14 protein-coding genes are annotated in these 21842 nt (G+C 42.2%); 3 read left to right on the top strand and 11 right to left on the bottom strand.

Features of this window, described 5'->3' with window-relative positions:
- Nucleotides 1-201 precede the first annotated feature (201 nt).
- From AB5443_RS19940 to pnp, 9 genes are all read right to left on the bottom strand, one after another.
- Nucleotides 202-1548: a TlpA family protein disulfide reductase gene (locus AB5443_RS19940; protein ID WP_368114231.1), complete on the bottom strand. Its 1347-nt coding sequence runs from the start codon at nt 1546-1548 to the stop codon at nt 202-204.
- Nucleotides 1549-1562: 14 nt separating this feature from the next.
- The gene (locus tag AB5443_RS19935) at nt 1563-3041 is read right to left on the bottom strand and encodes a RagB/SusD family nutrient uptake outer membrane protein (RefSeq protein ID WP_368114230.1); all 1479 of its coding nucleotides are present in this window, start codon (nt 3039-3041) and stop codon (nt 1563-1565) included.
- A 27-nt stretch (nt 3042-3068) separates the two neighbouring features.
- Nucleotides 3069-6341: a SusC/RagA family TonB-linked outer membrane protein gene (locus tag AB5443_RS19930; RefSeq protein ID WP_307995812.1), complete on the bottom strand. Its 3273-nt coding sequence runs from the start codon at nt 6339-6341 to the stop codon at nt 3069-3071.
- Between the two features lie 29 nt (nt 6342-6370).
- On the bottom strand, nt 6371-7534 hold the full coding sequence (locus tag AB5443_RS19925) for a thioredoxin family protein (RefSeq protein WP_368114229.1): 1164 nt from the start codon (nt 7532-7534) through the stop codon (nt 6371-6373).
- 314 nt (nt 7535-7848) lie between these two features.
- Nucleotides 7849-9456, bottom strand: coding sequence for a SusD/RagB family nutrient-binding outer membrane lipoprotein (locus tag AB5443_RS19920; protein ID WP_073343739.1), 1608 nt, complete (start codon nt 9454-9456; stop codon nt 7849-7851).
- A gap of 20 nt (nt 9457-9476) precedes the next feature.
- Entirely contained in the window at nt 9477-12884 is a 3408-nt protein-coding gene (locus AB5443_RS19915) for a TonB-dependent receptor (protein WP_368114228.1), read from the bottom strand.
- Between the two features lie 184 nt (nt 12885-13068).
- Nucleotides 13069-14010, bottom strand: a complete 942-nt coding sequence (locus AB5443_RS19910) for a FecR family protein (protein ID WP_368114227.1) — start codon at nt 14008-14010, stop codon at nt 13069-13071.
- Nucleotides 14011-14117: 107 nt separating this feature from the next.
- Nucleotides 14118-14678, bottom strand: a complete 561-nt coding sequence (locus tag AB5443_RS19905) for an RNA polymerase sigma-70 factor (protein WP_022139456.1) — start codon at nt 14676-14678, stop codon at nt 14118-14120.
- 144 nt (nt 14679-14822) lie between these two features.
- Nucleotides 14823-16949 carry a polyribonucleotide nucleotidyltransferase gene (gene pnp, locus AB5443_RS19900; protein ID WP_368114226.1) on the bottom strand — a complete coding sequence of 709 codons (2127 nt, stop codon included), beginning with the start codon at nt 16947-16949 and terminating at the stop codon, nt 14823-14825.
- Nucleotides 16950-17145: 196 nt separating this feature from the next.
- Between pnp and AB5443_RS19895 the strand changes: the two genes are divergently transcribed.
- The 3 genes from AB5443_RS19895 to AB5443_RS19885 all read left to right on the top strand — a co-directional run bounded on the left by AB5443_RS19895 (nt 17146) and on the right by AB5443_RS19885 (nt 19387).
- On the top strand, nt 17146-18297 hold the full coding sequence (locus AB5443_RS19895; protein WP_368114225.1) for a DUF4369 domain-containing protein: 1152 nt from the start codon (nt 17146-17148) through the stop codon (nt 18295-18297).
- A 181-nt stretch (nt 18298-18478) separates the two neighbouring features.
- Complete coding sequence (gene greA / locus AB5443_RS19890; RefSeq protein ID WP_022139460.1) at nt 18479-18943, top strand: transcription elongation factor GreA; 465 nt, start codon at nt 18479-18481, stop codon at nt 18941-18943.
- Between the two features lie 51 nt (nt 18944-18994).
- The gene (locus AB5443_RS19885; protein WP_022139461.1) at nt 18995-19387 is read left to right on the top strand and encodes an HIT family protein; all 393 of its coding nucleotides are present in this window, start codon (nt 18995-18997) and stop codon (nt 19385-19387) included.
- A 92-nt stretch (nt 19388-19479) separates the two neighbouring features.
- Here the strand turns inward: AB5443_RS19885 and AB5443_RS19880 are convergent, their stop codons facing one another.
- Both AB5443_RS19880 and AB5443_RS19875 read right to left on the bottom strand, forming a co-directional pair.
- Complete coding sequence (locus AB5443_RS19880) at nt 19480-20379, bottom strand: DMT family transporter (RefSeq protein ID WP_368114224.1); 900 nt, start codon at nt 20377-20379, stop codon at nt 19480-19482.
- A 3-nt stretch (nt 20380-20382) separates the two neighbouring features.
- Entirely contained in the window at nt 20383-21612 is a 1230-nt protein-coding gene (locus tag AB5443_RS19875; RefSeq protein ID WP_022139463.1) for an MFS transporter, read from the bottom strand.
- Between the last annotated feature and the right edge of the window lie 230 nt (nt 21613-21842).

The following is a 21842-nucleotide window of genomic DNA, read 5'->3' as shown; positions in this document are numbered from 1 at the left end:
TTAGTGTTTCCGAACCGACTTTTGCCGGTTTTATTGTTTAACTTTTAATTTTTCGGTAAAAATTTACCGAAGTATTGATATATAAATACCCTAACCAGTTTCTTTATCCCAAAGAGAGCCCGCTTCCAATCGTGAAGCGAGCCCTCTTTATTTCTGAATAATCTGTAATCCACCCTAATGTTTAGAAGTAAAAAGCAGGTATTAAAGACCTAATAATTCATCAAACTTCTTTGCTGTTCTGGAGTCTGAAGGGCGTGTCATGTTAGCAGAGATAATTTTGCCTTCACGGTCTAACAGGATAAACCGGGGAATACCATTAATAAGATAGGCATCCATAAACGACCTGTCAGTACCCATGTGAAGTTGGATTCCTTTCAGTTCATCTTTCTTTACCATGTTTTCCCATGCTTTCTTGTTTTTATCACATGACATACTGACGAAGTAAATATCCTTGCCCGCATATTTTTCTTCCAGTTCTTTCAATGAAGGAAGTTCTCCGCGGCAAGGACCACACCATGTAGCCCATACGTCAATGTAGATATACTTACCTTTCAAATCAGCCATGGAAACGGTTTTACCATCTATATCCGTATAAGAGAAACTAACGGACGGATTACCCGATCTCAGCTTTTCCCATTTGCCACAAAGTGTATTAAACTTTTCTATTGACTGCGCATCTTTCACATGTTTGCGAAACATGGCAATCAGGCTGTCAGCATCGTCCAAACCGCTATTCTCTACATAACTATAAACGAATTCATTCATCAGAAATTCTGCAACTTCCGCATCTTTTATTTCAGAATCCACATAATGGACACGTTGTTCAATCACTTTTGAATCGTTTGTTTTTCCTTCGAGACTCAAAGCCGTAACAGCGCCGGGCAGATATGCTTTGTATTCTCTCAGAGCCAACAGTTTGGCGTCAATCGGGGTTAGTGCTTTCAGCTTTTTATAGAATACTTCCGAAGGAGTGTAGTCTTTATCTTTTCCGTAATAAGAATGATAAGAAGCGTACAATGGAAGATAATAGTAAGTGTAATACTGCAAACGCACCTTCTCTAGTGCAGTAAAGTCGGCAGGCAACTGTGAAGACTCCAGAACCTGACAATTAGCCGCATACAGGCTATCGCCCCTGTGCAAGATGGCATCTTCCTGCATTTTCATATCGGGCATGCCTAACGACTTGAGTTTTCCGCTTCCCAAGTAAGTGTTGATAGCTGCTCCTTCTCCTGCGAAAGTTACATTCTTCCACATATCATCGCTGTTGAACGAAAGGCTAAGATCCTGTTTAGGATCCAGATAAAGGGTGCGGCGTCCACGAGTATATTGCATGGTTACATATTGCGGCGCAAAGTCTGTGATTTCAATACTTCCATTTCCGGCTGCATCTATCGCAATTTCCTTTTGTTCATTACTCTGAGCAAAGGTTAATACCACCTTAGCAGTTTCATCGGGATTGGTTATCTTGAAAGTCAGCTTGGCGGCTTCTGCCGTCGTGAAGGCACTCAGCGCTAAGCCGAGTACCATCATTGATGTTATTTTGTACATATCATTTCTATCTATTAACGTTCATACTGAGGAATGTCCGGATTATATTCCAATACATTTTGGGGAACAGGCATAATATAACGCGGGTCATTCGCCGGAAGTTCCCATGTCTCATTTCCCACTTTATGGACTATCGTTTTTGCAAATTGAGGCTCTTTGTTCAGACGCCGCAAATCCACATATCGCATATATCCTATCATTGCGAACTCACAACGACGTTCGTCAAGTACTAACTGCAATGCTTTTTGTCTATCTGTATAGTCCGCAGCATCATATGCAATATGATTTTTGATACGGGATGCACGCAAAGTGTTCAAGTAGCCGATAGCTTTGGAAGTAGATCCCACGCGCGCTTCACATTCTGCCGCAGTCAGGAGCATTTCAGGAATGGAAGTCCCCGCATTGATTTGTATCCATGCTGTATAAACGGTATATCCTTTGAAGTATTCCATACCCGCTCCCCGGTTCATGCAGTCGGAACGGAAAAATAAGTCCTCACGCAAATCCACTTCGCCTGCCTCTGTATCTGTATTCTTGGCAAAAGCCTGACGCAAATCGTCGCTTTCAGCTACACTGTTGAAAGTATGATTACTGATATAACGGGTATAAATCTGTTCCGGACTTGGGAAACCATATTGTCCATCGGGGAACTGTGTCTCGTTATCGTCATCCGTTACGATATTTCTCCATTGAGTTCCGTCGATCTTCTTATAGTTCTTATATTCGATTAACTGAATATTCTGCGGATCAGAAAGTATCATATTGGCATATCTCAAAGCCTCGCTATAATTACCCATGTACAGATACATACGGGACAACACTGAATAACAAGCATTTTTAGTGGGATAGAAAGGGAACGCTTTTTTGTCAGCCAAACTTGCGGAAGCAGTTTCCAAATCTTCTTTTATCTGTTCATAAACTTCGGCAACCGTATTACGCTTATATTTACCGCCCCCTACTTCTTCACTCAACACCAAAGGCACTCCATAGTCCGTAGCTGCGGTAGAAGCATCATATTGCTTTCCATATACATTAATCAGACATAAGTACTCGAACGCACGACCTACCAATGCCTCTGCCTGCAGACGGCGCTTGTCGGCATCATTACCGCCGGTAGCGCTTAATACATTATTTATAATGGCATTATAACTGAAAATGTTAGCATATGCATCTTCCCAGATAGCATCACTGTTTCCGGGTGTGTAGACCTGTCCTGGCTGGAACGAGAAGATATTCCTTTCATGGTCTTTTTTACCGATATATTCGAACCATTCAACTGTCGTTTCGCCTTTTTCCACCATCATCGGATCGTCAGTGAAATAAACCAAATAAGGATCTAATACATTAATTAGATATTGACTGGATATTAACTTTTCGTAATCAGCATAAGTCTCGGGAATAGTATAACCTTTCGGCTTATTGCCCAACCAGTCATCGCAGGAAGCTAAAGATAAGATAGCACAAGCGATAGCAATATATTTTGTTATTTTCATATTATTCTTACTATTCAAATTTTGTTTTTAAAAATTAGCCGATAGTCCGATTGTGTAAGTTGCAGGAATATGCTGTCCTCTGGACGGCGAAAGGCTTGTTCCTGACCATACTTCCGGATCTAAATTCTTGTCATTGGCAGCCCAATACCATAAATTCTGAATTTGCAGGTTTACGCGAAGATTCTGCATAAAGAATTTTTTGATCCATACTTTAGGGAATGTATATCCTATAGAAAGGTCGCGCAGCTTAATATAATCTCCCTTCTGGATATGCTTATCCGCCGCACTCCACAAGTATTGCACCTGACCTGAACGGCTGTTGCCATACAGGAAAGCAGGAGCCATGTTCGGATCATTCTCATCACCCGGTTGTCTCCAGAAGTTAAGACGGTCACGATCTATCGCACTGGTAGAGTTCATCACAGGATACATCGTGAACATACTGCTTGCCGCAACATCTCTTAATTTATGACCGCCATAAAATATAAACATGAAATCAAGATCGAATCCCTTGTAAGCAATCCGGTTTGATAAAGAAGCGGAATAAGGAGGAGTGGTAGTTCCCACATGTACCAAATCTTCCGGCTCTAACAAAGCGTAGCTATTGACAATGGTTCCGTCGGCTTTATAAGCCTGCGGTAAACCTTCCTTATCCAAACCGGCATAACGGACTACAAATATAGAATTCATAGGATAGCCTTCACGATTCTGCAAAGAGCCGAAATAACTCTGAGCTGAAGTTCCCGAATTCTCTATTTGAGTCAGTTTGTTCTTATTATAACTGAAGATGAAATCAGAAGACCAACTGAAGCTATGTGTACGAATATTTTCACTATGCAAAGTGACTTCCACACCGCGATTATACATCTGTCCGTAATTCAACTGCAAAGAGCCCCAACCGGAAGTCGGGTCGGTCTGCCGTTGCCCCAACAAATCTACCGTCTTTTTATTATAAAACTCGATTGTTCCGCTCAAACGGTTATTCAAAATATTGAAATCAACGCCGAGGTTAAATACTCCTGTCTTTTCCCAGCGCAAAGTCGGATTGGGGGGAGTAGAGATGTACGAGTAATATTCATTCGTGTAGGAGTTGGGACGCGAATTAGTTGTAGCTATCATATACGGGCCGCTGTCTTTGGCTATATTACCATTGATACCATACGTTCCACGTATAGCCAGACGATCAATCCATTGCCAGTTTTCCAAAGCTACATAATGCAATCCGGCTGACCACAACGGACGATATTGGTATTTGGGGTCTGTACCGAACAAGTTCGACTGGTCAATACGAATACTACCGGTGGCAGACAAACGATGGTCTAACGAATAAGATGCGTTACCATAGAATGAGACATAGCGGTCATCGGTATCAGTAAACTTGTCATACGGTCCACTAAAATAATAGCTGCCATATAAAGCCTCTGTTCCACTTATACCTGTTCCCAATTGCAGTTCATTAAACGATTTCCATGTTAAACTTTGCGGATCATACCCCCATTTAGTATAATATGAACTTTGTGTCTTTACCTGCCTTCTCTCAGCACCAACCAGTACTTGTACATCGTGTCTGCCAAATTCCTTATTAAAATCCGCTTGTACACGAAATGTATATGACTTATTCTTATTCCAAGTCTCACTTAGACGCCCACCTACAGGTATATGGTTGGTTATCGTTCCGTCCTTAATAACAGTAGCATCATTTATCGTGGACTTCATTGTATATGAATTTACATCATAATACTGACTATTATAAATAGAAGTATTTTCATTTTGGTAGTATATCGACAAATTCAATTCAGGCATAATCTTGAATTTGGCACTAACATTCAAATTCTGATATTTTTTTTCATTGTTATAGTGTGCCTTGTCTATTTCATCCAACGGACGGTAAGTTTCATCAAGCAACCCTTTAGCAACTAATCCATCAATAGATTCTTGGGTACGATTCATAGTCCATATAGCAGGAGTACCGTCTTCATTGCGAAGCATCCGGTAGGGTTTTGAATACAAATTACTAAATCCTTGAAAGCCATTATCGTAATCTGCTTTGTAGTTGCTGTTGATAATACCCACATTAACCTGCAACCATTTAAAGAAATCAAACTGGTTCTTTAAGTTAAAGCCGATACGTTGATTGGATTGCTCTTTCTCGTAAGGAAGATTTTCCTGATAGTTTGCCGATAAAGCATATTTATAAATATCAGAACCGCCACTGAATGATATGTTATGCTGGTGTGTAATTTCAGCTTTGCGCAGAAGCTCGTCCTTAATCTGTGAATAACTATCACGATTGCGATATACATCAAGTTGTGACTGCAACTCCGCATCGGTAGCAATTTCACCCGCTTCGCGCTTATACATCAACAAATAAATTTCATTCGTAGAACGTGCATCAGTAGGCTGATACGGATTATGATAATATCCGAATAACTCTTGCATCAAGTCGACCAATTCACCGCTTGAAGTCAGATTCATATAGCTATGTGAAGGCAACGGTGTAAACTTGACGCTACCATTATAACTGACACGAGTTTTACCTTTTTCACCGGAACGGGTAGTGATTACAATAACCCCATTCGCCGAACGGGCTCCATAGATAGAAGCCGCCGTAGCATCTTTCAAAACCGTAACATTAACAATATCGGCAGGGTTAATAGCATCCAGTTCCCCTTCATAAGGAATACCATCTACGACATACAATGGTGTTCGTTTTCCTTTAACCAAAGTCGATATACCACGTATAGACGGAACGACGTCCTTATCCGCTGACACCCTCAAGTCCAACCCCGCAACTTTTCCTTCCATTCTATCCAAGATATTAGTCTGAAGTTTTCCTTCTATATCCTTCGGTGTCATGATAGCATAAGAACCTGTCGCACGTTCTTTTGAGATTGTCTGATAACCGGTCACTACCACTTCGTCCAACAATTGACTTGCAGGTTTTAAATCTACTGTATAATTAGACTTGTCCTGAGTGATTTTCAACTCAGCGTTGGTATATCCCACAAAAGACACCACCAACGTGTTCCCCGCCTCAACATTCAGTGAGAATTGTCCGTCTATATTAGTGACCGTACCATTATTAGTGCCTCTCACTATAACACTGGCTCCAGGAACCACATCTCCGTTCTCATCTCTTACCACACCAGTAATTCTTACTTTCTTCTGGCTCACTTCCATTGTCGTATCGTTATGTTTCATCTGCTCGGCATAAGCAGAAGAAACCGGATAAAACGACATAGCACTTAAAGCGAGCAAGCCGTATATACTGCTTCGCTTCGTAATGTTTGCTACTTTCATATTCTAGCAATTAATTAAATATGTTTATGTTATTTTCGTTTGGGCTTTGCTTTCAATGCATCCGGGCGCATGTTATAGATAGGCTTACCGTGTGTCGGAGGGGCAATGATATAAGCCGGAACCGCCTGTTTATCATTCATTCTGCGAACCACCATCTCCAAAGCTGACGCATATTCCTGGTGAATATAAGCATCATCTCTGTCTTTCTGATTATAAGCGATATATCTCAAATAGTCTACACATTTGTAAAACCATGCATCAGGCAGTTCGTCTACCTTATAACTTAAACGTGCGATAAATTTCAGCCGGGAGATAAGTTCCTGCTGGTCAACATTCGGATCTGCAATCATTGCGTCAATCTGAACTGCGGCAGCATCATAGTTCTTTGCGTTAACACTATTGTTGATACGAATCATTTTACAATTGAAGTCCTTTCCTTCGTAATCGCATAAAGCTTCAATAGCAGTCAGATCACCGTAGGTTGTTTCTTTAGCTAACTTTGCATCCACCACTTTCTTCCCGAAGCGTTGGCAGAAATCCGCATAATTGTCCGACACTTGTTTCAGATAAGGGGTCATGCCTGAGATATTATTCACATAGACTTCCCAGATATCGGGGTCTGTCAACCTGGCACCACCTTTCAACAATTCTTCAAATGCTTTCTGAACATTATCACGCGCATAAACGGAGTGGTTGTAATTGATGTAATTGATTAAAAACGCACGTTCTCTGTTACCGTTCGCATACTGTTCCTGCAAATAGAAAGAACGTTGTGCAGGTATCGTGGCATCTTTTCCTGTCTGAATGAACTGTTCTGCCGACTGACGGCTACTGCTTCTATGAACTATTTCTTCAGTAGTAGGGTCAATGAACGCATAAGTAGGATAGCTGCGTACTCCGTATTTCTTTGCCAGCGTAACTCCCTCGCCTTCTTCCGCATCTATTTTCAGATTGACGAACGTATTATTGTAATAATACCCCACTGTCGGCAAAGAAAAGACAGTCTGCGCCATATTCATACAAGGGCCACACCATTGAGTGTAGAAATCTATGAATATAAGTTTATTCTCTGCTTTTGCTTTTGTTACGGCTTCCGCCCATGTGGCACCGTGTAGAAAGTTAATACCTGCGCTCTGCGCACTCAAGGAAATTGCATAAATACATGCAATTAAAATAGACAAATTTCTCTTCATGTTTTATTATTTGGTTAAGAATTTGATTGTGTGCCTCGTTTGCAATTTTCTCTTTTACCTTAAAACTATTAATAAATCGGTGCAAATCTAATCATTTTACTATTACTATTGAAATATAATACACATTAAAAATATAAAATGATAAAAAAGCAGCCATATCCGCAACTTATTCTGAATATTGCAAACAAAAAAGGGAGCGAAGCCCCCTCGACTTCACTCCCACGCAATCTTTCTCCTCTCATTTCCTAATACACGGAGAAAACACGTTTGAATCAAAAAAGTTATACCTATAATTATAAACTACTCATCTGCTTCTAAAATCTATTCTGTCCGGCATCCCACCAAAGACGGGTTCCGCCATTATCAGCTCCGCCAAGGGCAGCTTTCAAGAATCCGTATTGTGCAGGATCCTTGTCGGCATCATCCGTAGAGAATGGCAAACGACGAATCATAATCTCCGTATCAATTGTTCCGCCACTATTGTTTGTCTGTACTTTAAACAGTTTCGGATAACCGGTACGACGTTGTTCCGACCAGGCTTCATAACTCTCAGGGAAACAGGCCAGCCACTTTTGAGTAATTATCTGTTCCAACTGTACTTCAGGAGTTGCCCCATCGTCCCACTTCGGAGTAATGGTAATAAGCGCATCCATATCTTTGCCACCACTGGCAGGAACGTAATCTACATATCCCACCGGTTTTTTGTCACTTGCCAAATAGTCGTTGACTCCATCAACCTTCCATTGAGCAAACGAAGTTTTTACGCCTGTCTCATAACAAACCTTCACATCTTCAGTTGTAAGCCCGCGCAAAGCCGCTTCCGCCCTCAAAAACCAAATCTCTGCCGCTGTCATCAGAATAGCAGGAGTCGTCTCACCACTGATTGCATTGAAAGCCGAATAACCGCTGTAATAACTGGGATCACCTTCTCTCATCAATACTCCTTGCGGAATACCAATCCATTTGTCCGTATGACCAGCCAGAGTTGCCTTATTAAACCATTTCTCACGACGAGGATCCTCATAGCCATTCAGCAAGGACGCCATGCTTGCCCCCATATAAACTTCTCCCCATCCTGCTACGCCATACAAAGGATTAGTATATCCACGGCCTGACACCTGGATAATATCCTGAGAGTTTTCCAATACTCCATAAGGATTCTCAAGTGCTTTTTTAGTTTGAGCTGTCGCCGTAGTCTTATCGACATTGGATATACGGATAGCAAGACGGAGACGTAGTGAATTGGCAAATTTGATCCATCCCTTGATACCTTTGGCGTTCATCATATCATGAGCATTGAAAATCGCATCGTTTCCGCCATCCGCCAGATATTTATCAAGCGCCTCGATTCCGGCATCCAAATCTTTGAAAAAAGCCATATAAGCTTCCTGCTGCGTATCTACCGCATTGGCTTCACCGTTGCCGAATTTGCTGTACACGATAGGCCCGTATGAATCTGCGATACGATGCATCAGCTCCACTTTCAATATTTTACCTATGCCATAGTACTGGATGGCTTCTTCCACATCTTTTGTATTAAGCTCCGCTTTGTATATGGCCGGGAATATATATTGATAAGTATAGTTCCAGGCCGCATTAGACCATCCGGTATTGATATTGTAGACAGAGTTCTTGTCATTAAACTTGGCCGTAGGATCATGGAAATATCCGGAAAACATATCATGTTGCAGCGACTGCGTCAACTGCCACGGCCAGTTCAAGCCGTCTCCCCAGTTGTATTGGAAATAAATTCCTGATTGCACAACCTCTAGCGGCATTGTGTATTTCTGGCGGTCATAGGATTGCGCTTCTTCATTAAATGCGCCTTTCAGTTCATTATCGGATTCAAAATTATCGGTACATCCCGAGAAACTGAACAATCCCCCCATTAGTAATGCTAGTATATATTTATATCTTTTCATAATGCTCAATTATTTTAAAGTTAGAATGTAAATTTAACGTTGAATCCAATGTTGCGGGTAGTCGGCATTCCAAATACATCCACACCCTGATTGTTGTTTCCTACCGATAAAGTTGCATCCGGGTCGAATGGAGCATCTTTATAGAAGAAGAATAAATTGCGGGCAACGAATGATACATCAATTCCCTGAAAAATTTTTGTTTTTGCAAGCCACGTCCTCGGAAGAGCATAGCTTAGTGACAATTCACGCAAGCGGATATTGGTTGCGTCATACATATAATATTCCGAGATACCGTTACGTCCACCTACTGATCCATAGAAGCCTTTCACATTTTCAAATCTCTGACCATTATATTCTACATAACCGCGGTCACGAGCTTCAGCAGTCGCTTTGGTTACACCACGAGAATCCAGGTCGGCTTCTGTCAATGACATTACATCACCGCCGATACGTGCATCGACAAGGAAATACAAAGTAAAACCTTTGTAAGTGAAGGTATTGCTCCATCCCAACAAACAATCCGGATTAGCATTGCCAAGAAGATCCTTATTACCGGTCTTGTTCACCGGCGAACCGTCAGCATTCACTTGAATGGAGCCGTCATCATTGCGGACAAAAGCATTTCCATAAATATCTCCTAATTTACCACCCTCCTTGATACGCATCTGATAAGCCATAGAGAAGCCTTCCTGTCCGTAAGAGAACTGCGTATAATCGGGATGCAAGGAAACCACTTTGTTACGGTTGGCAGATACATTTACCGCAGTCTTCCAACGGAAATTATCATTCATCAGCGGAGTTCCGTCGACGGTAAGTTCAAAACCCTTATTACGAATCTTACCTGCGTTGATATAGCGATAAGCATACAGAGAACCTGCCGGATTGGGCATCATCAGTAACTGGTTCTTTGTATCTGTCTGATACCAGGTAAAGTCGATTCCCAAACGGCTGTTAAAGAATCTCCATTCCGTACCTACTTCAAAAGAAGTACTGATTTCCGGTTTCAGGTCACCGCGATGCTCTCTATCGTTCACCTGAATAGCCCCCCCTGCCTGTACAATATCGGCAAGGCTGGTAATGCCGATTGGTAAGTCATTACCAACCTGTGCCCATGAACCGCGTATCTTGCTGAATGATATCCAGTCGGGCATTTTCAGCGTCTTGGACAAAATCCACGTCAAACCTACAGACGGATAGAAGAAACCTGAATTTTTACTATTCGTATTAGCCAATGTAGACGACCAGTCGTTACGGGCTGTCAGATCAAGATAAAGCATTTCGTCCCAACCGAGTTGCGCGGTCGCAAATACCGACTGAATAGTACGTTTAGAGTCGATAGTGTGGGAAATAGCCGCTTTGGAAGTTGATACGACATTGGGAACTGTAAATACATTGGGATGATATAATGAAGCAAGCTTGGAATCAATCATCAGTGAGTTGGCCGTTGTGGCATTGATACTTGTTCCGACAGCTCCATTGATGGAAAACTTGTTGAATGTCTTGTTGAACATAGCCATCAAGTCACCGTACACCTGAAAATTCTGGCTATCCGACCATACATAACGCCCATTCATCAGTCCGTCATACGTCCCGGCAATATTCGGAGAGGTGGAAGCATACATCTTATTTTCAAATTTATCACTGACAAAATCCACATTGCCGCGAGCTTGCAGAGTAAACCAGCTATTCACTTTCACATTAGCCGTCAGAGAAGCCATTGCACGGTAGCGTTTGTTCCTGTTAGTCACACGGTTCTTTATCCAATAAGGGTTCTGATCCCATTCACTGATAGATCCGTCTTCGTTAGTCACATACCAGTTTTGCAGGTTCATGTTACGATCTGCGTCATAAAGTTCAAAATTATCCCGATAAGGAGCCATATCCATTCCACGCGGGAAACCATAGATATTCACCAACGGATTGAGGTAATATCCTCCGGAAGAAGGACTATTCTTGATAGTCTGCGTCATCAGGTTCACATTACCATCCAACTTCAGGCGATCATTGAAGAAACTGGCGGTTTCACGAAAAGTGAGGTTATGTTTCTGAAGTTTGTTTGAGTCAATGATACCTTTGGCGGTAGTATTCGCATAAGAAAAGTAAGTTTGCGATTTATCATTGCCACCCATGAAAGAAACCGTATTGATTGCAGTCACACCATTACTGAAAAAATTATCTACATTGTTGTAATCCGTGAGGTTTCCTTCCTTTCCCCAGCTACTGGTTCCTCCTTCCATCCGCCCATATGAGTTCTGAAACTCCGGCAGACTGATTGCATGGTCTACTGTCAGATTGGAAGAGAAAGTTACTTTCTGCATACCGGCCTTACCTTTCTTGGTAGTAATCAAGATAACACCATTGGCTGCCTGTGAACCGTAAAGTGCTGCGGCAGAAGCACCCTTCAGAATACTCATACTCTCAATATCTTCCGGATTCAAGTTAGATACCCCATCACCTGCATCGCGATTCACACCGTCATTTTCACCACCCATTACGGTAGCTGTCGATTCTGTACTGTTATTGAGCATCGGCACACCGTCAATCACATACAGGGGTTGGTTATTTCCACTGGCAAAAGCGGAACGGGCGCCACGAATAGAAACCTTGGCAGATCCGCCCAGTCCTGCCGCACTTTTAGTAATCTGTACACCAGCGGTTTTACCAGCCAATGCGTTAATCATATTCGGATCTTTGGCACGGGTCAGTTCATCACCTCCTACTTGCTGGGTAGAATAAGTCAGAGAAGCTTCTTTCTTCTTGATACCCATAGCAGTAACTACTACCTGCTCCAAAGCCATTGCTTCTTCTTCCATCTTAATATTGAAAGTCGTCTGCCCGTTGACAGGGATACTCTGTGACTGATAACCTACATAGGAGACATTGAGAACAGCGTCAGCAGGAAGTTTCAAGGTAAAGTTACCATCCAAGTCGGTAATGGTTCCGTTCGTCGTACCTTTTTCTACAATGCTGGCACCAATAATTCCTTCGCCCCTTGCATCGGTTACGACACCTTTTACGGTAATTATCTTCTGTTGCTGTGTGGATGCACTATTTTCTACCTGCTTGGTCAGCACAATATTATTGCCTTCCATTACATAACGGATACCCGTACCTTTAAAAGCCCGGTCGAGTATTTCGGATACCGGCTGATTGTCGGCTGATACATTAACTACCCGCTTCACATCTACCGTTTGTTTGTTGTAGACGAACAGGTAATCGGTCTGTGACTCTATCTTAGAGAGTAACTCACTTACTTTCAGCGTCGAGCGGGGGATGCTGATTTTCGCACTCTGAGAGTATCCATTCTCACAATAAGCTTGGAACGTTACGAACAGAAGAAGGAATAAAGTGATCTTCATAGTCAGTATTATTTGCTTAGATTCTAAACTTTTTGGGCAAAAAAGCCCTTTCAAAGAAATTTTTCTCATATCTTTGCAACGTGTTAAGTTAATAAATTGATTAAGGTCGATTTTTGACTGTTTCGAATCGGAAAGTATGGGGGTACTTTCCGATTCTCTTTTCAGATAGTGGGGTTATTGACTGTTATTCATAATTCTTATACTTTTAAGGGTTAGCACTAATTTAAGGTATATATCTAACATGAGCTCGTTTCTATTTTATAAAGATGCTGTCTTTTTCGGTATTCATTGAATAAGTGAACGGATGATCTTTCTGAATCACTTTAAGTACGTGTTCCACACCGTCCTGATCCTTGAACTTACCTGTGCAACGATAATTCAGCACTTTCGGATTATTCACGATAATCTTCACCTTATAATACTTTTCAAGTTTACCGAGCAGTAAATTAAAGGGAGTATCATCGAAGCAGTATAGACCATCCTTCCAACGGAGATAATCAAAATCTGTAAACTGTTCCTTTCTGAACTTTCCGTCACGAGAAATAAATACCTCGTTCACTCCCAGGCGAGTGAGCGGACGTTCGCCGCCATTTGCGTAGATATCAACGATACCTTCAAGCAAAGTAGTTGTAAATTCATTGCTGCCTCTATAAGCGCATACATTAAAATGCGTTCCTACCACCCTCACTTGGTTCGTCTCCGTATTTACATTAAAAGGTATCTCTTTGTTTTTCGCCACCTCGAAGTAAGCTTCTCCGTCTAGCTCCACGTTTCTGTCATTGCGTCCGAAGTTGGAAGAATAACTTAATGTAGACTGTGCGTTCAACCATACTTTGGTTCCGTCTGCCAAGGTGATCTGCGCCCGCTGTCCGGCAGGAACTGCCACAGTCTGCGTCTGCGCCACCTTATTATATTGGTATTCCTGCAATAAATACCCGCAACATAATACAACGACAGCAACAGCAGCTATACGGGCACTCCACCTTAACACTGGTAAAATGCGAGTGCCCATTGCCGCCTTCTCTCTCTTATTGTTTGTCTTGGAATCGGTGAAAAGGGCAATATCAAACAGCATACGTTCTTTCTGCAATGTACGGCGGTTTTCTTCCGACTCGTCCACCCAGTCAAGAATACGTTTCTCTTCTTCAACAGTAGTGTTGCCCTTAAAATATTTATGTAATAACTCTTGGGTCATGTGAATTTGTCTTTTTCCTGTTAATACTTAATAAGAGGTCTTTTTCTCCCCCTCTATATATAAAACAGGCCAGCCCCTGACAACCCTAACGAAAAATGCGATTTTTTTTATAAAAGAATGGAAATAAGATAATCTTTCAGTTCGGCACGCAGGATTTTCAGTGCTTTAGTGATATGAAACTCTACGCTTTTAATAGAAATTCCCAGTTGTTGGGCTATTATTTTGTTGGGAGTATTTTGATAACGGCTTAACATGAAAATCTTCCGGCTCTGCTCCGGCATATGTTTCAAAGCTTTTTGCACGATGTGTTGTATTTCCGCATTGAAAATAGTATCCGGCTCACAATCTTCCAGTGTAGAAATACGAAGATCAAGCTCACGCTGCCTATGCGTGGTTATTTCTTCTTCGGCACGAAGACGTACTTGTACGTGTGCCAGATAATTCAACGCCTTATTTTTTATAATGGTCAACAACAATGCGTGCAGATTGGAATCTTCTTCCCATTTATCCCTGTTTTCCCACAAAGTAATCATAGATTCCATCAATATATCTTCGGCTTCCTGCTTGTCCCGGATGTATGAATAGGCGAATGACAGGAACTTCTCCTGATTCTCATGAAAGAATTCAGAAAAAAGTTGAATGGAAGATATATTATCTGTTTTGTACACCACGCATTAGATTTAAGGGTTATTCATATTTTTCAATCTACAAAAGAACAGAAACTTTTTCACAAAAGCAAAATATAAGACAAAAAAATAGTCCGGAAACTAAGTTTTCGGACTATCCTTTGTCATATAAAAGCTATCACTTTTTTACTTTTTCTCCGGTCTTGGCAACAAAACTTTTCTGGAAAGTTTGAATTTGCCTGTCTTTGGATCGATGTCAATCAGTTTCACTTCAATTTCGTCACCTTCCTTGATTCCGGCTTCTTCTACAGTTTCAAGACGTTTCCAGTCAATTTCTGAAATGTGCAGCAAACCGTCTTTGCCCGGCAAGAATTCGATAAACGCACCGTAAGGCATGATAGAACGAACTTTACCTTTGTACACTTCACCCACTTCAGGAACAGCAACGATTGCCTTAATCATGCGCATTGCATCATCAATACATTTCTTGTTTGTTCCGGAAACTTCAATGCGGCCCATACCGTCAATTTCTTCGATAGTAATCACAGCACCTGTTTCTTCCTGCATACCTTGGATGATCTTTCCACCAGGGCCGATCACAGCACCGATGAATTCCTTAGGAATTGTCATCGTTTCGATGCGGGGAGCATGTTCTTTCAAGTCGGCACGCGGTTCTGCAATTGTTTCGGTAATCTTATCGAGGATATGCATACGTCCTTCTTTAGCCTGATTCAAAGCATTTTCCAGGATTTCGTAAGACAAACCGTCTACCTTGATATCCATCTGAGTAGCAGTGATACCGTCTCTTGTTCCGGTTACCTTGAAGTCCATATCACCCAGGTGGTCCTCGTCACCGAGGATATCAGACAATACGGCATATTTCTCTTCGCCCGGATTCTTGATCAATCCCATAGCAATACCCGATACCGGTTTTTTAATCTTCACACCTGCGTCCATCAATGCCAATGTTCCGGCACATACAGTAGCCATGGAAGAAGAACCGTTAGATTCGAGAATTTCTGAAACCACACGTATTACATAGGGGTAGTCAGCAGGTATTTGTCCTTTCAAAGCGCGCCATGCCAAGTGACCGTGACCGACTTCGCGACGGCCTACGCCACGTTGTGCTTTTGCTTCACCTGTAGAGAAAGGCGGGAAGTTATAATGTAACAGGAAACGTTCTTTTCCGTGTTCCAGAACATTGTCGATAATCTTTTCGTCGAGTTTGGTACCCAACGTAACAGAAGTCAGTGACTGAGTTTCACCACGAGTGAAGATAGCAGATCCGTGAGGACCAGGCAGAGGATCAACCTCACACCAGATAGGACGGATTTCGGTAGTCTTACGACCATCGAGACGCTTACCTTCGTCAAGGATAGAACGGCGCATTGCTTCTTTTTCTACATCATGGTAGTAACGGTCAATCAGCGCAGCCTTTTCTGCCAATTCTTCTTCAGAGAACTGAGCCTTGAACTCTTCGCGGATAGCCTCGAAAGCATCAAAACGTTCGTGCTTGTTCTTATTTCCCGAAGCGGCAACAGCATATGCTTTATCATAACATGCTTCACGAACTGCCTTACGCAAATCGTCGTCGTTTACTTCATGGTCATATTCACGTTTCACAGTTTTGCCGACAGCTTCTGTCAACTCCATCTGTACCTTGCAATGAACCTTGATAGCTTCGTGAGCCACTTTCATTGCTTCCAGCAATTCAGCTTCGGATACTTCATTCATTTCACCCTCTACCATCATGATGTTGTCATAAGTAGCGGCAACCATAAGATCCATATCTGCTTTTTCCAGTTGTTCAAAAGTCGGATTGATAACGAACTGACCGTCGATACGTGCTACACGTACTTCAGAGATAGGTCCGTTGAATGGGATATCTGAAACGGCAAGTGCTGCAGAAGCTGCAAGTCCTGCCAATGCGTCCGGCATATCTACACCATCAGCCGAGAAGAGGATGATGTTCACATATACCTCTGCGTGATAATTATCAGGGAACAAAGGACGGAGAGCACGGTCAACGAGACGGCAAGTCAGAATTTCATAATCAGAAGCTCTACCCTCTCTCTTGGTGAAACCACCGGGAAAACGGCCGAATGCCGCAAATTTTTCTTTGTACTCTACCTGTAAAGGCATAAAATCTGTTCCGGGAACTGCATCTTTAGCGGCACAAACAGTAGCTAATAACATGGTGTTGCCCATGCGTAGCATTACAGAACCGTCTGCCTGTTTTGCCAACTTTCCCGTTTCGAGCGTGATGGTTCTTCCATCTGCCAACTCGATCGTCTTAACAATTGGGTTAATCATAAAAATTGTTTTATCTATACTTTTTCTTTCAAAATTCCTGCAAAGATATACATTTATCGTTGTAATCAGGTGGAAATGAGCTAAAAAGTTAGTTACTAACTGATTTTTTTTCAAAAATAGGATGAAGAACACAGCAAAATGCTTTGACTAATCTCGAAAAGAAGTATATTTGCACCTCGTAAATAACACACACTATATGAAAAAGGTTACTTTTGCAGCGCTCGCCGCACTTACTATGACAGCTTGTAGTTCCGGCCCTAAATTCCAGGTGAACGGGGATGTATCAGGAGCCGACGGTAAAATGCTTTATCTCGAGGCTTCCGGCCTGGAAGGTATTGTTCCGCTCGATTCAGTAAAACTGAAAGGGGAAGGTACATTCAGCTTCAAGCAACCCCGCCCCGAATCACCCGAATTCTATCGCTTGCGGGTAGATGACAAAGTTATCAACTTTTCTGTAGACTCTATCGAAACAATCCAGATCAAAGCACCGTATGTAGATTTCTCTACCGCTTATACTGTGGAAGGTTCGGAAAACAGCAACAAGATAAAGGAACTGACGCAGAAACAAATCCGGCTTCAGAAAGATGTGGACGACCTGTTGGCTGCACTGCGCAGCAACAAAATCGGGCATGATGCCTTTGAAGACAGCCTGGCGACCCTGCTCAACAATTATAAGGAAGATGTAAAAGTCAACTATATTTTTGCCGCTCCCAACACGGCAGCCGCTTACTTTGCCTTATTCCAGAAGCTCAACAATTATCTGATATTCGACCCGTTGAACAATAAAGATGACGTGAAGTGTTTTGCCGCTGTTGCCACGAGCCTCAACAACGCATTCCCGAATGCCGTACGTTCCAAGAACCTTTATAATATTGTAATCAAAGGAATGAAAAATACACGCCAGCCGCAAGCGAAAGCGTTGGAAATCCCCCAGGAAAAAATCGTAGAAACGGGGATTATCGACATTGCCTTGCGCGACGTGAAAGGAAACGTACGCAAGCTGACTGACCTGAAAGGTAAAGTCGTACTGTTAGACTTCTCCGTATTCCAGTCGCCTGCCGGAGCTCCTCACAACCTGATGCTTCGTGAACTATATAATGAATACGCAAAGAGTGGACTGGAAATCTACCAGGTATCTCTCGACGCAGATGAACACTACTGGAAAACATCGGCCGACAACCTTCCCTGGGTGTGTGTACGCGATGGAAACGGAGTATATTCGACGAACGTAGCCGTATATAATGTCCGCCAGGTACCATCTGTCTTTTTGATTAACCGTAACAACGAATTGAAGCTTCGTGGCGAAGATATCAAGGATTTGGAAGCAGCTGTCAAGTCATTGCTTTAAGTTGTTATAATTTAGCATATTTCTTTTAAATATGTTACATAGCATCATTTTCCACTTGACACGTATCACTTAAAAGGCTATCTTTGCAAAGAAATAATGAGAAGAGGGTTCCAGCATGGCACATGTTGGAATTCTTTTTTGTTTATATGACCATTAAAAACAATTAAAGGAGGAAAACATCATGGCTTATATGTCAGAAGAAGGTTACAAGAAACTGATGGCGGAACTAAAAGAACTGGAAACAGTGGAACGCCCGAAGATCTCTGCGGCAATAGCCGAAGCCAGAGATAAAGGAGACTTGTCGGAAAATGCAGAGTACGACGCAGCCAAAGAGGCACAAGGTATGTTGGAAATGCGTATCAACAAACTGAAAGCTACCATTGCAGATGCAAAAATCATTGATGAATCTAAACTGAAAACAGATTCTGTACAGATTTTAAATAAAGTGGAGCTGAAGAACGTGAAGAATGGAATGAAGATGACCTACACCATCGTTTCTGAAAGCGAAGCTAACCTGAAAGAAGGAAAGATTTCCGTTAACACTCCGATTGCGCAAGGTCTGCTTGGCAAGAAGGTGGGTGAAGTGGCAGAAATTACTGTTCCACAGGGTCAAATTGCATTGGAAGTAGTAAACATATCAATTTAACGTCAAGGCAGGTCTTCAAGTAAGGCTTGCCTTATTTTATCAATAAAAGTTATGGCAACAATATTCAGCAGAATCATCGCAGGTGAAATCCCCTGCTACAAGATAGCGGAAAACGAAAAGTTTTTTGCTTTTCTCGATATCAACCCGTTGGTAAAGGGACATACATTGGTGGTGCCCAAACAGGAAACAGACTATATTTTTGATTTGAGCGATGAAGATCTGGGCGCTATGCATGTATTTGCCAAGAAAGTAGCCCGCGCCATTGAAAAGGCTTTCCCTTGCCAAAAGGTAGGCGAAGCTGTTATCGGACTGGAAGTTCCTCACGCGCACATTCATTTGATTCCCATTCAGAAGGAATCGGATATGTTGTTCTCGAATCCGAAGTTGAAATTGTCGGATGAAGAATTCAAGTCCATAGCACAAGCAATCAACTCCTCTCTATAAAACATGATGATAAAATAAGCAAGAGCGTTCTGTGAAGGACGCTCTTTTTTTATTCCATGCTTTGAAACAAGATGTTTCCCTGTGTGCAGCTTTTAGCGTTCCTTGCTTTCGGCAACTTCCACCAAATAGACTCCGATACAGATAAAAATGATGGCAAACGTCTGCGTCCAACTGAAACGGTCTTGCCCTAAGATAAGAGAAGCGACAGTCGCCACAATCAGAATCAGATAACCATAAATGGCTACCACTGTTGTCTTGAGATATTTCAATCCGATAGGGAGTAACATATAACTTATGGTGGTTGGGAAAATCAGCACAAACATCAGGATAAGGAAAGGTGTCCAATGGAACGGCATGGAGAATACCGCCGCGTCGAAACCGGTAATCATTGTCACTATAATAGCGGATACCGCCGCACCGGAAAATGTATATCGCAACATGGTCATTGCCCCGATAGTAGTAAGGATACGATTACTTAAAATCAGGTAGATGGCATAGACAACAGAACTGACCAGACAGAGCATATTTCCCATAAAAGCATCGGATGCCAAATCATCGCTTTGCTGCGTCAGAATACAGACCAATGCTCCGACCAGTCCGATGGAGATACCGATAATCTTTTTTGCCGTCGCCTTTTCCTTATAAAAGAAGATCATAATAAGGAATACCCAAATAGGCTGAAGACTGGTGAATATGGAACTGGAGATAGGAGTCGTCTTACTCAACCCCGCCAAATAAAGAAACATAAAGCCATAAAGTCCGAAAGCCCCTAGCAGGAAGAGCAACCATTTGTCCTTGGCCGATGATTTCTCCGGTGGCATGAACCATCCGATAATCCAAAAAGCAGCAGCCGCAAATGTACAACGGAGTGTCGCCCCTGTCAGCGGACTCATCCACAAAGGCAGAAGGAACTTCAGGGCATTCATATTTAAACCGCTAAAAATTTTCGAGACGGCCATGCTCAGATTGGCCTCCAGTTTCTTATTCTTCATTTTTTATTTCAATTGATCATTAAACAAAAAGGTATTACGCCGCAGGTAAGCCCAGAAAAACGTTACAATAGTAATCAGCAGATTAAATATGAAAGGAAATTCCTGTGACCGGGTGTGGAATATCCACTGGAAAAAGTCGACAATGAAAGGATAAAGCAAAATGGCCAGATAATTCATCATCATTACAAACGCCAGCGCCAAAGTGGTCTTTTCCGGCAATGCTGTATGGGTGGTCTTATCATAAAGCATAGGTTGAATGACACCGTATCCCAAACCGACAAGAATACATCCCGGAATAATGAGCCATTCTATCGGGGCTATCCAAATCAATAATAATCCTAAAGCCATGGATAGCAGGCTATATGCCTTTGTCCGTTCTTTCAGTACCCCCACAATCTTATCCAGTCCAAATCCCGGAGCCATAATCGCCAAGAAGAAAAGTGAAATCATCAACCCAGAATCACCACTGGAGAAATGATGTTTTTCCATCAAAAAAGGCAGATTGAATATGACAGCCAATACAATGTAAGTCGTCACTCCATAAAAAAGCATTAATTGCAACAGGTGCCTGGTATGAATGCCGTACTTGCTTCCTCCGGTATCAATGGCAGACTGCTCCGGTGTTGAATTGCCGCTACCGGCAGCAACAGGTTCCGTCCCCGGCTGGTTTGTCTTTAAATGTCCGACCAACAGGATAGAAACCAGTGGAAGAAGATAGACCAAAAAAGGCAGATGCCAACTGACTTCCGCAAGATAACCTGTCACGGCAGTGGCTATCACCAAAGTGAAATTAGTTATGGCGGAACTTAATCCGAATTGCTTCACACGGTAAGTTCCCACGAAATAGCGGGAAACCAATCCGGTAGACAAAGGGATAATAAGTCCCGAACCGATACCGAGCAAAGCGCTTACCACGATTAATTGCCACATTTTATTGGAAATCAGATATAAAATGCCGCTTGCGGCAAAAAGCCAGAGCCCTATTTTCAGGATGCGGACATAATCGACCTTCTCCGTCAGTTTACCACCTAATAATATAAAAGGAATAATAAGCAACGATGGCAGTGAAGTCAACATCTGTATATCCAAATCCGTCGCTTCCGGAAATATCTTTGTAAGATCACCCAATATAGGTGAAACGGCCAGTCCCGGCAATGATGTCAATGCCGAAATAGACCAGATGGCAATTAAGGTTATAAGAGGAATTGTCCCCCGTCCAGTCTGTATTCTCATATGCTTATTCGTTAAAAGTTTAGGTTTGAAGAAAACAATACTCTCCGTATAAAGTTCAAATAGGTACGGAAATGAACTATTTCACCACAGAGGACGCAGAGTTCTAATTCAGAGATAATTATAACCTCTGTGTCCTCTGTGTCCCCTGTGGTGGAAAGAATCAAAAAAGGTGTGTTTCAATAAGGGTATCCGCCCCCTTAATAAACGCCAAATAATGTAAAAGCCGGAAA

Source organism: Bacteroides sp. RTP21281st1_H5_RTP21281_210402 (genome assembly GCF_040918965.1).
In the GTDB taxonomy this organism is placed as follows: domain Bacteria; phylum Bacteroidota; class Bacteroidia; order Bacteroidales; family Bacteroidaceae; genus Bacteroides; species Bacteroides congonensis.
The sequence above is the reverse complement of the archived record's forward strand: the minus strand, read 5'-3'. Positions and strand labels throughout refer to the sequence as shown.

Bases quoted from the DNA above. Each gene is read 5' to 3' on its own strand.
- AB5443_RS19885 (WP_022139461.1), top strand. From the start codon at position 18,995: ATGGCAACAATATTCAGCAGAATCATCGCAGGTGAAATCCCCTGCTAC.
- AB5443_RS19925 (WP_368114229.1), bottom strand. From the start codon at position 7,534: ATGAAGAGAAATTTGTCTATTTTAATTGCATGTATTTATGCAATTTCC.
- AB5443_RS19935 (WP_368114230.1), bottom strand. From the start codon at position 3,041: ATGAAAATAACAAAATATATTGCTATCGCTTGTGCTATCTTATCTTTA.
- AB5443_RS19920 (WP_073343739.1), bottom strand. From the start codon at position 9,456: ATGAAAAGATATAAATATATACTAGCATTACTAATGGGGGGATTGTTC.
- AB5443_RS19880 (WP_368114224.1), bottom strand. From the start codon at position 20,379: ATGAAGAATAAGAAACTGGAGGCCAATCTGAGCATGGCCGTCTCGAAA.
- AB5443_RS19910 (WP_368114227.1), bottom strand. From the start codon at position 14,010: ATGACCCAAGAGTTATTACATAAATATTTTAAGGGCAACACTACTGTT.
- AB5443_RS19940 (WP_368114231.1), bottom strand. From the start codon at position 1,548: ATGTACAAAATAACATCAATGATGGTACTCGGCTTAGCGCTGAGTGCC.
- AB5443_RS19930 (WP_307995812.1), bottom strand. From the start codon at position 6,341: ATGAAAGTAGCAAACATTACGAAGCGAAGCAGTATATACGGCTTGCTC.
- pnp (WP_368114226.1), bottom strand. From the start codon at position 16,949: ATGATTAACCCAATTGTTAAGACGATCGAGTTGGCAGATGGAAGAACC.
- AB5443_RS19875 (WP_022139463.1), bottom strand. From the start codon at position 21,612: ATGAGAATACAGACTGGACGGGGGACAATTCCTCTTATAACCTTAATT.
- greA (WP_022139460.1), top strand. From the start codon at position 18,479: ATGGCTTATATGTCAGAAGAAGGTTACAAGAAACTGATGGCGGAACTA.
- AB5443_RS19915 (WP_368114228.1), bottom strand. From the start codon at position 12,884: ATGAGAAAAATTTCTTTGAAAGGGCTTTTTTGCCCAAAAAGTTTAGAA.
- AB5443_RS19895 (WP_368114225.1), top strand. From the start codon at position 17,146: ATGAAAAAGGTTACTTTTGCAGCGCTCGCCGCACTTACTATGACAGCT.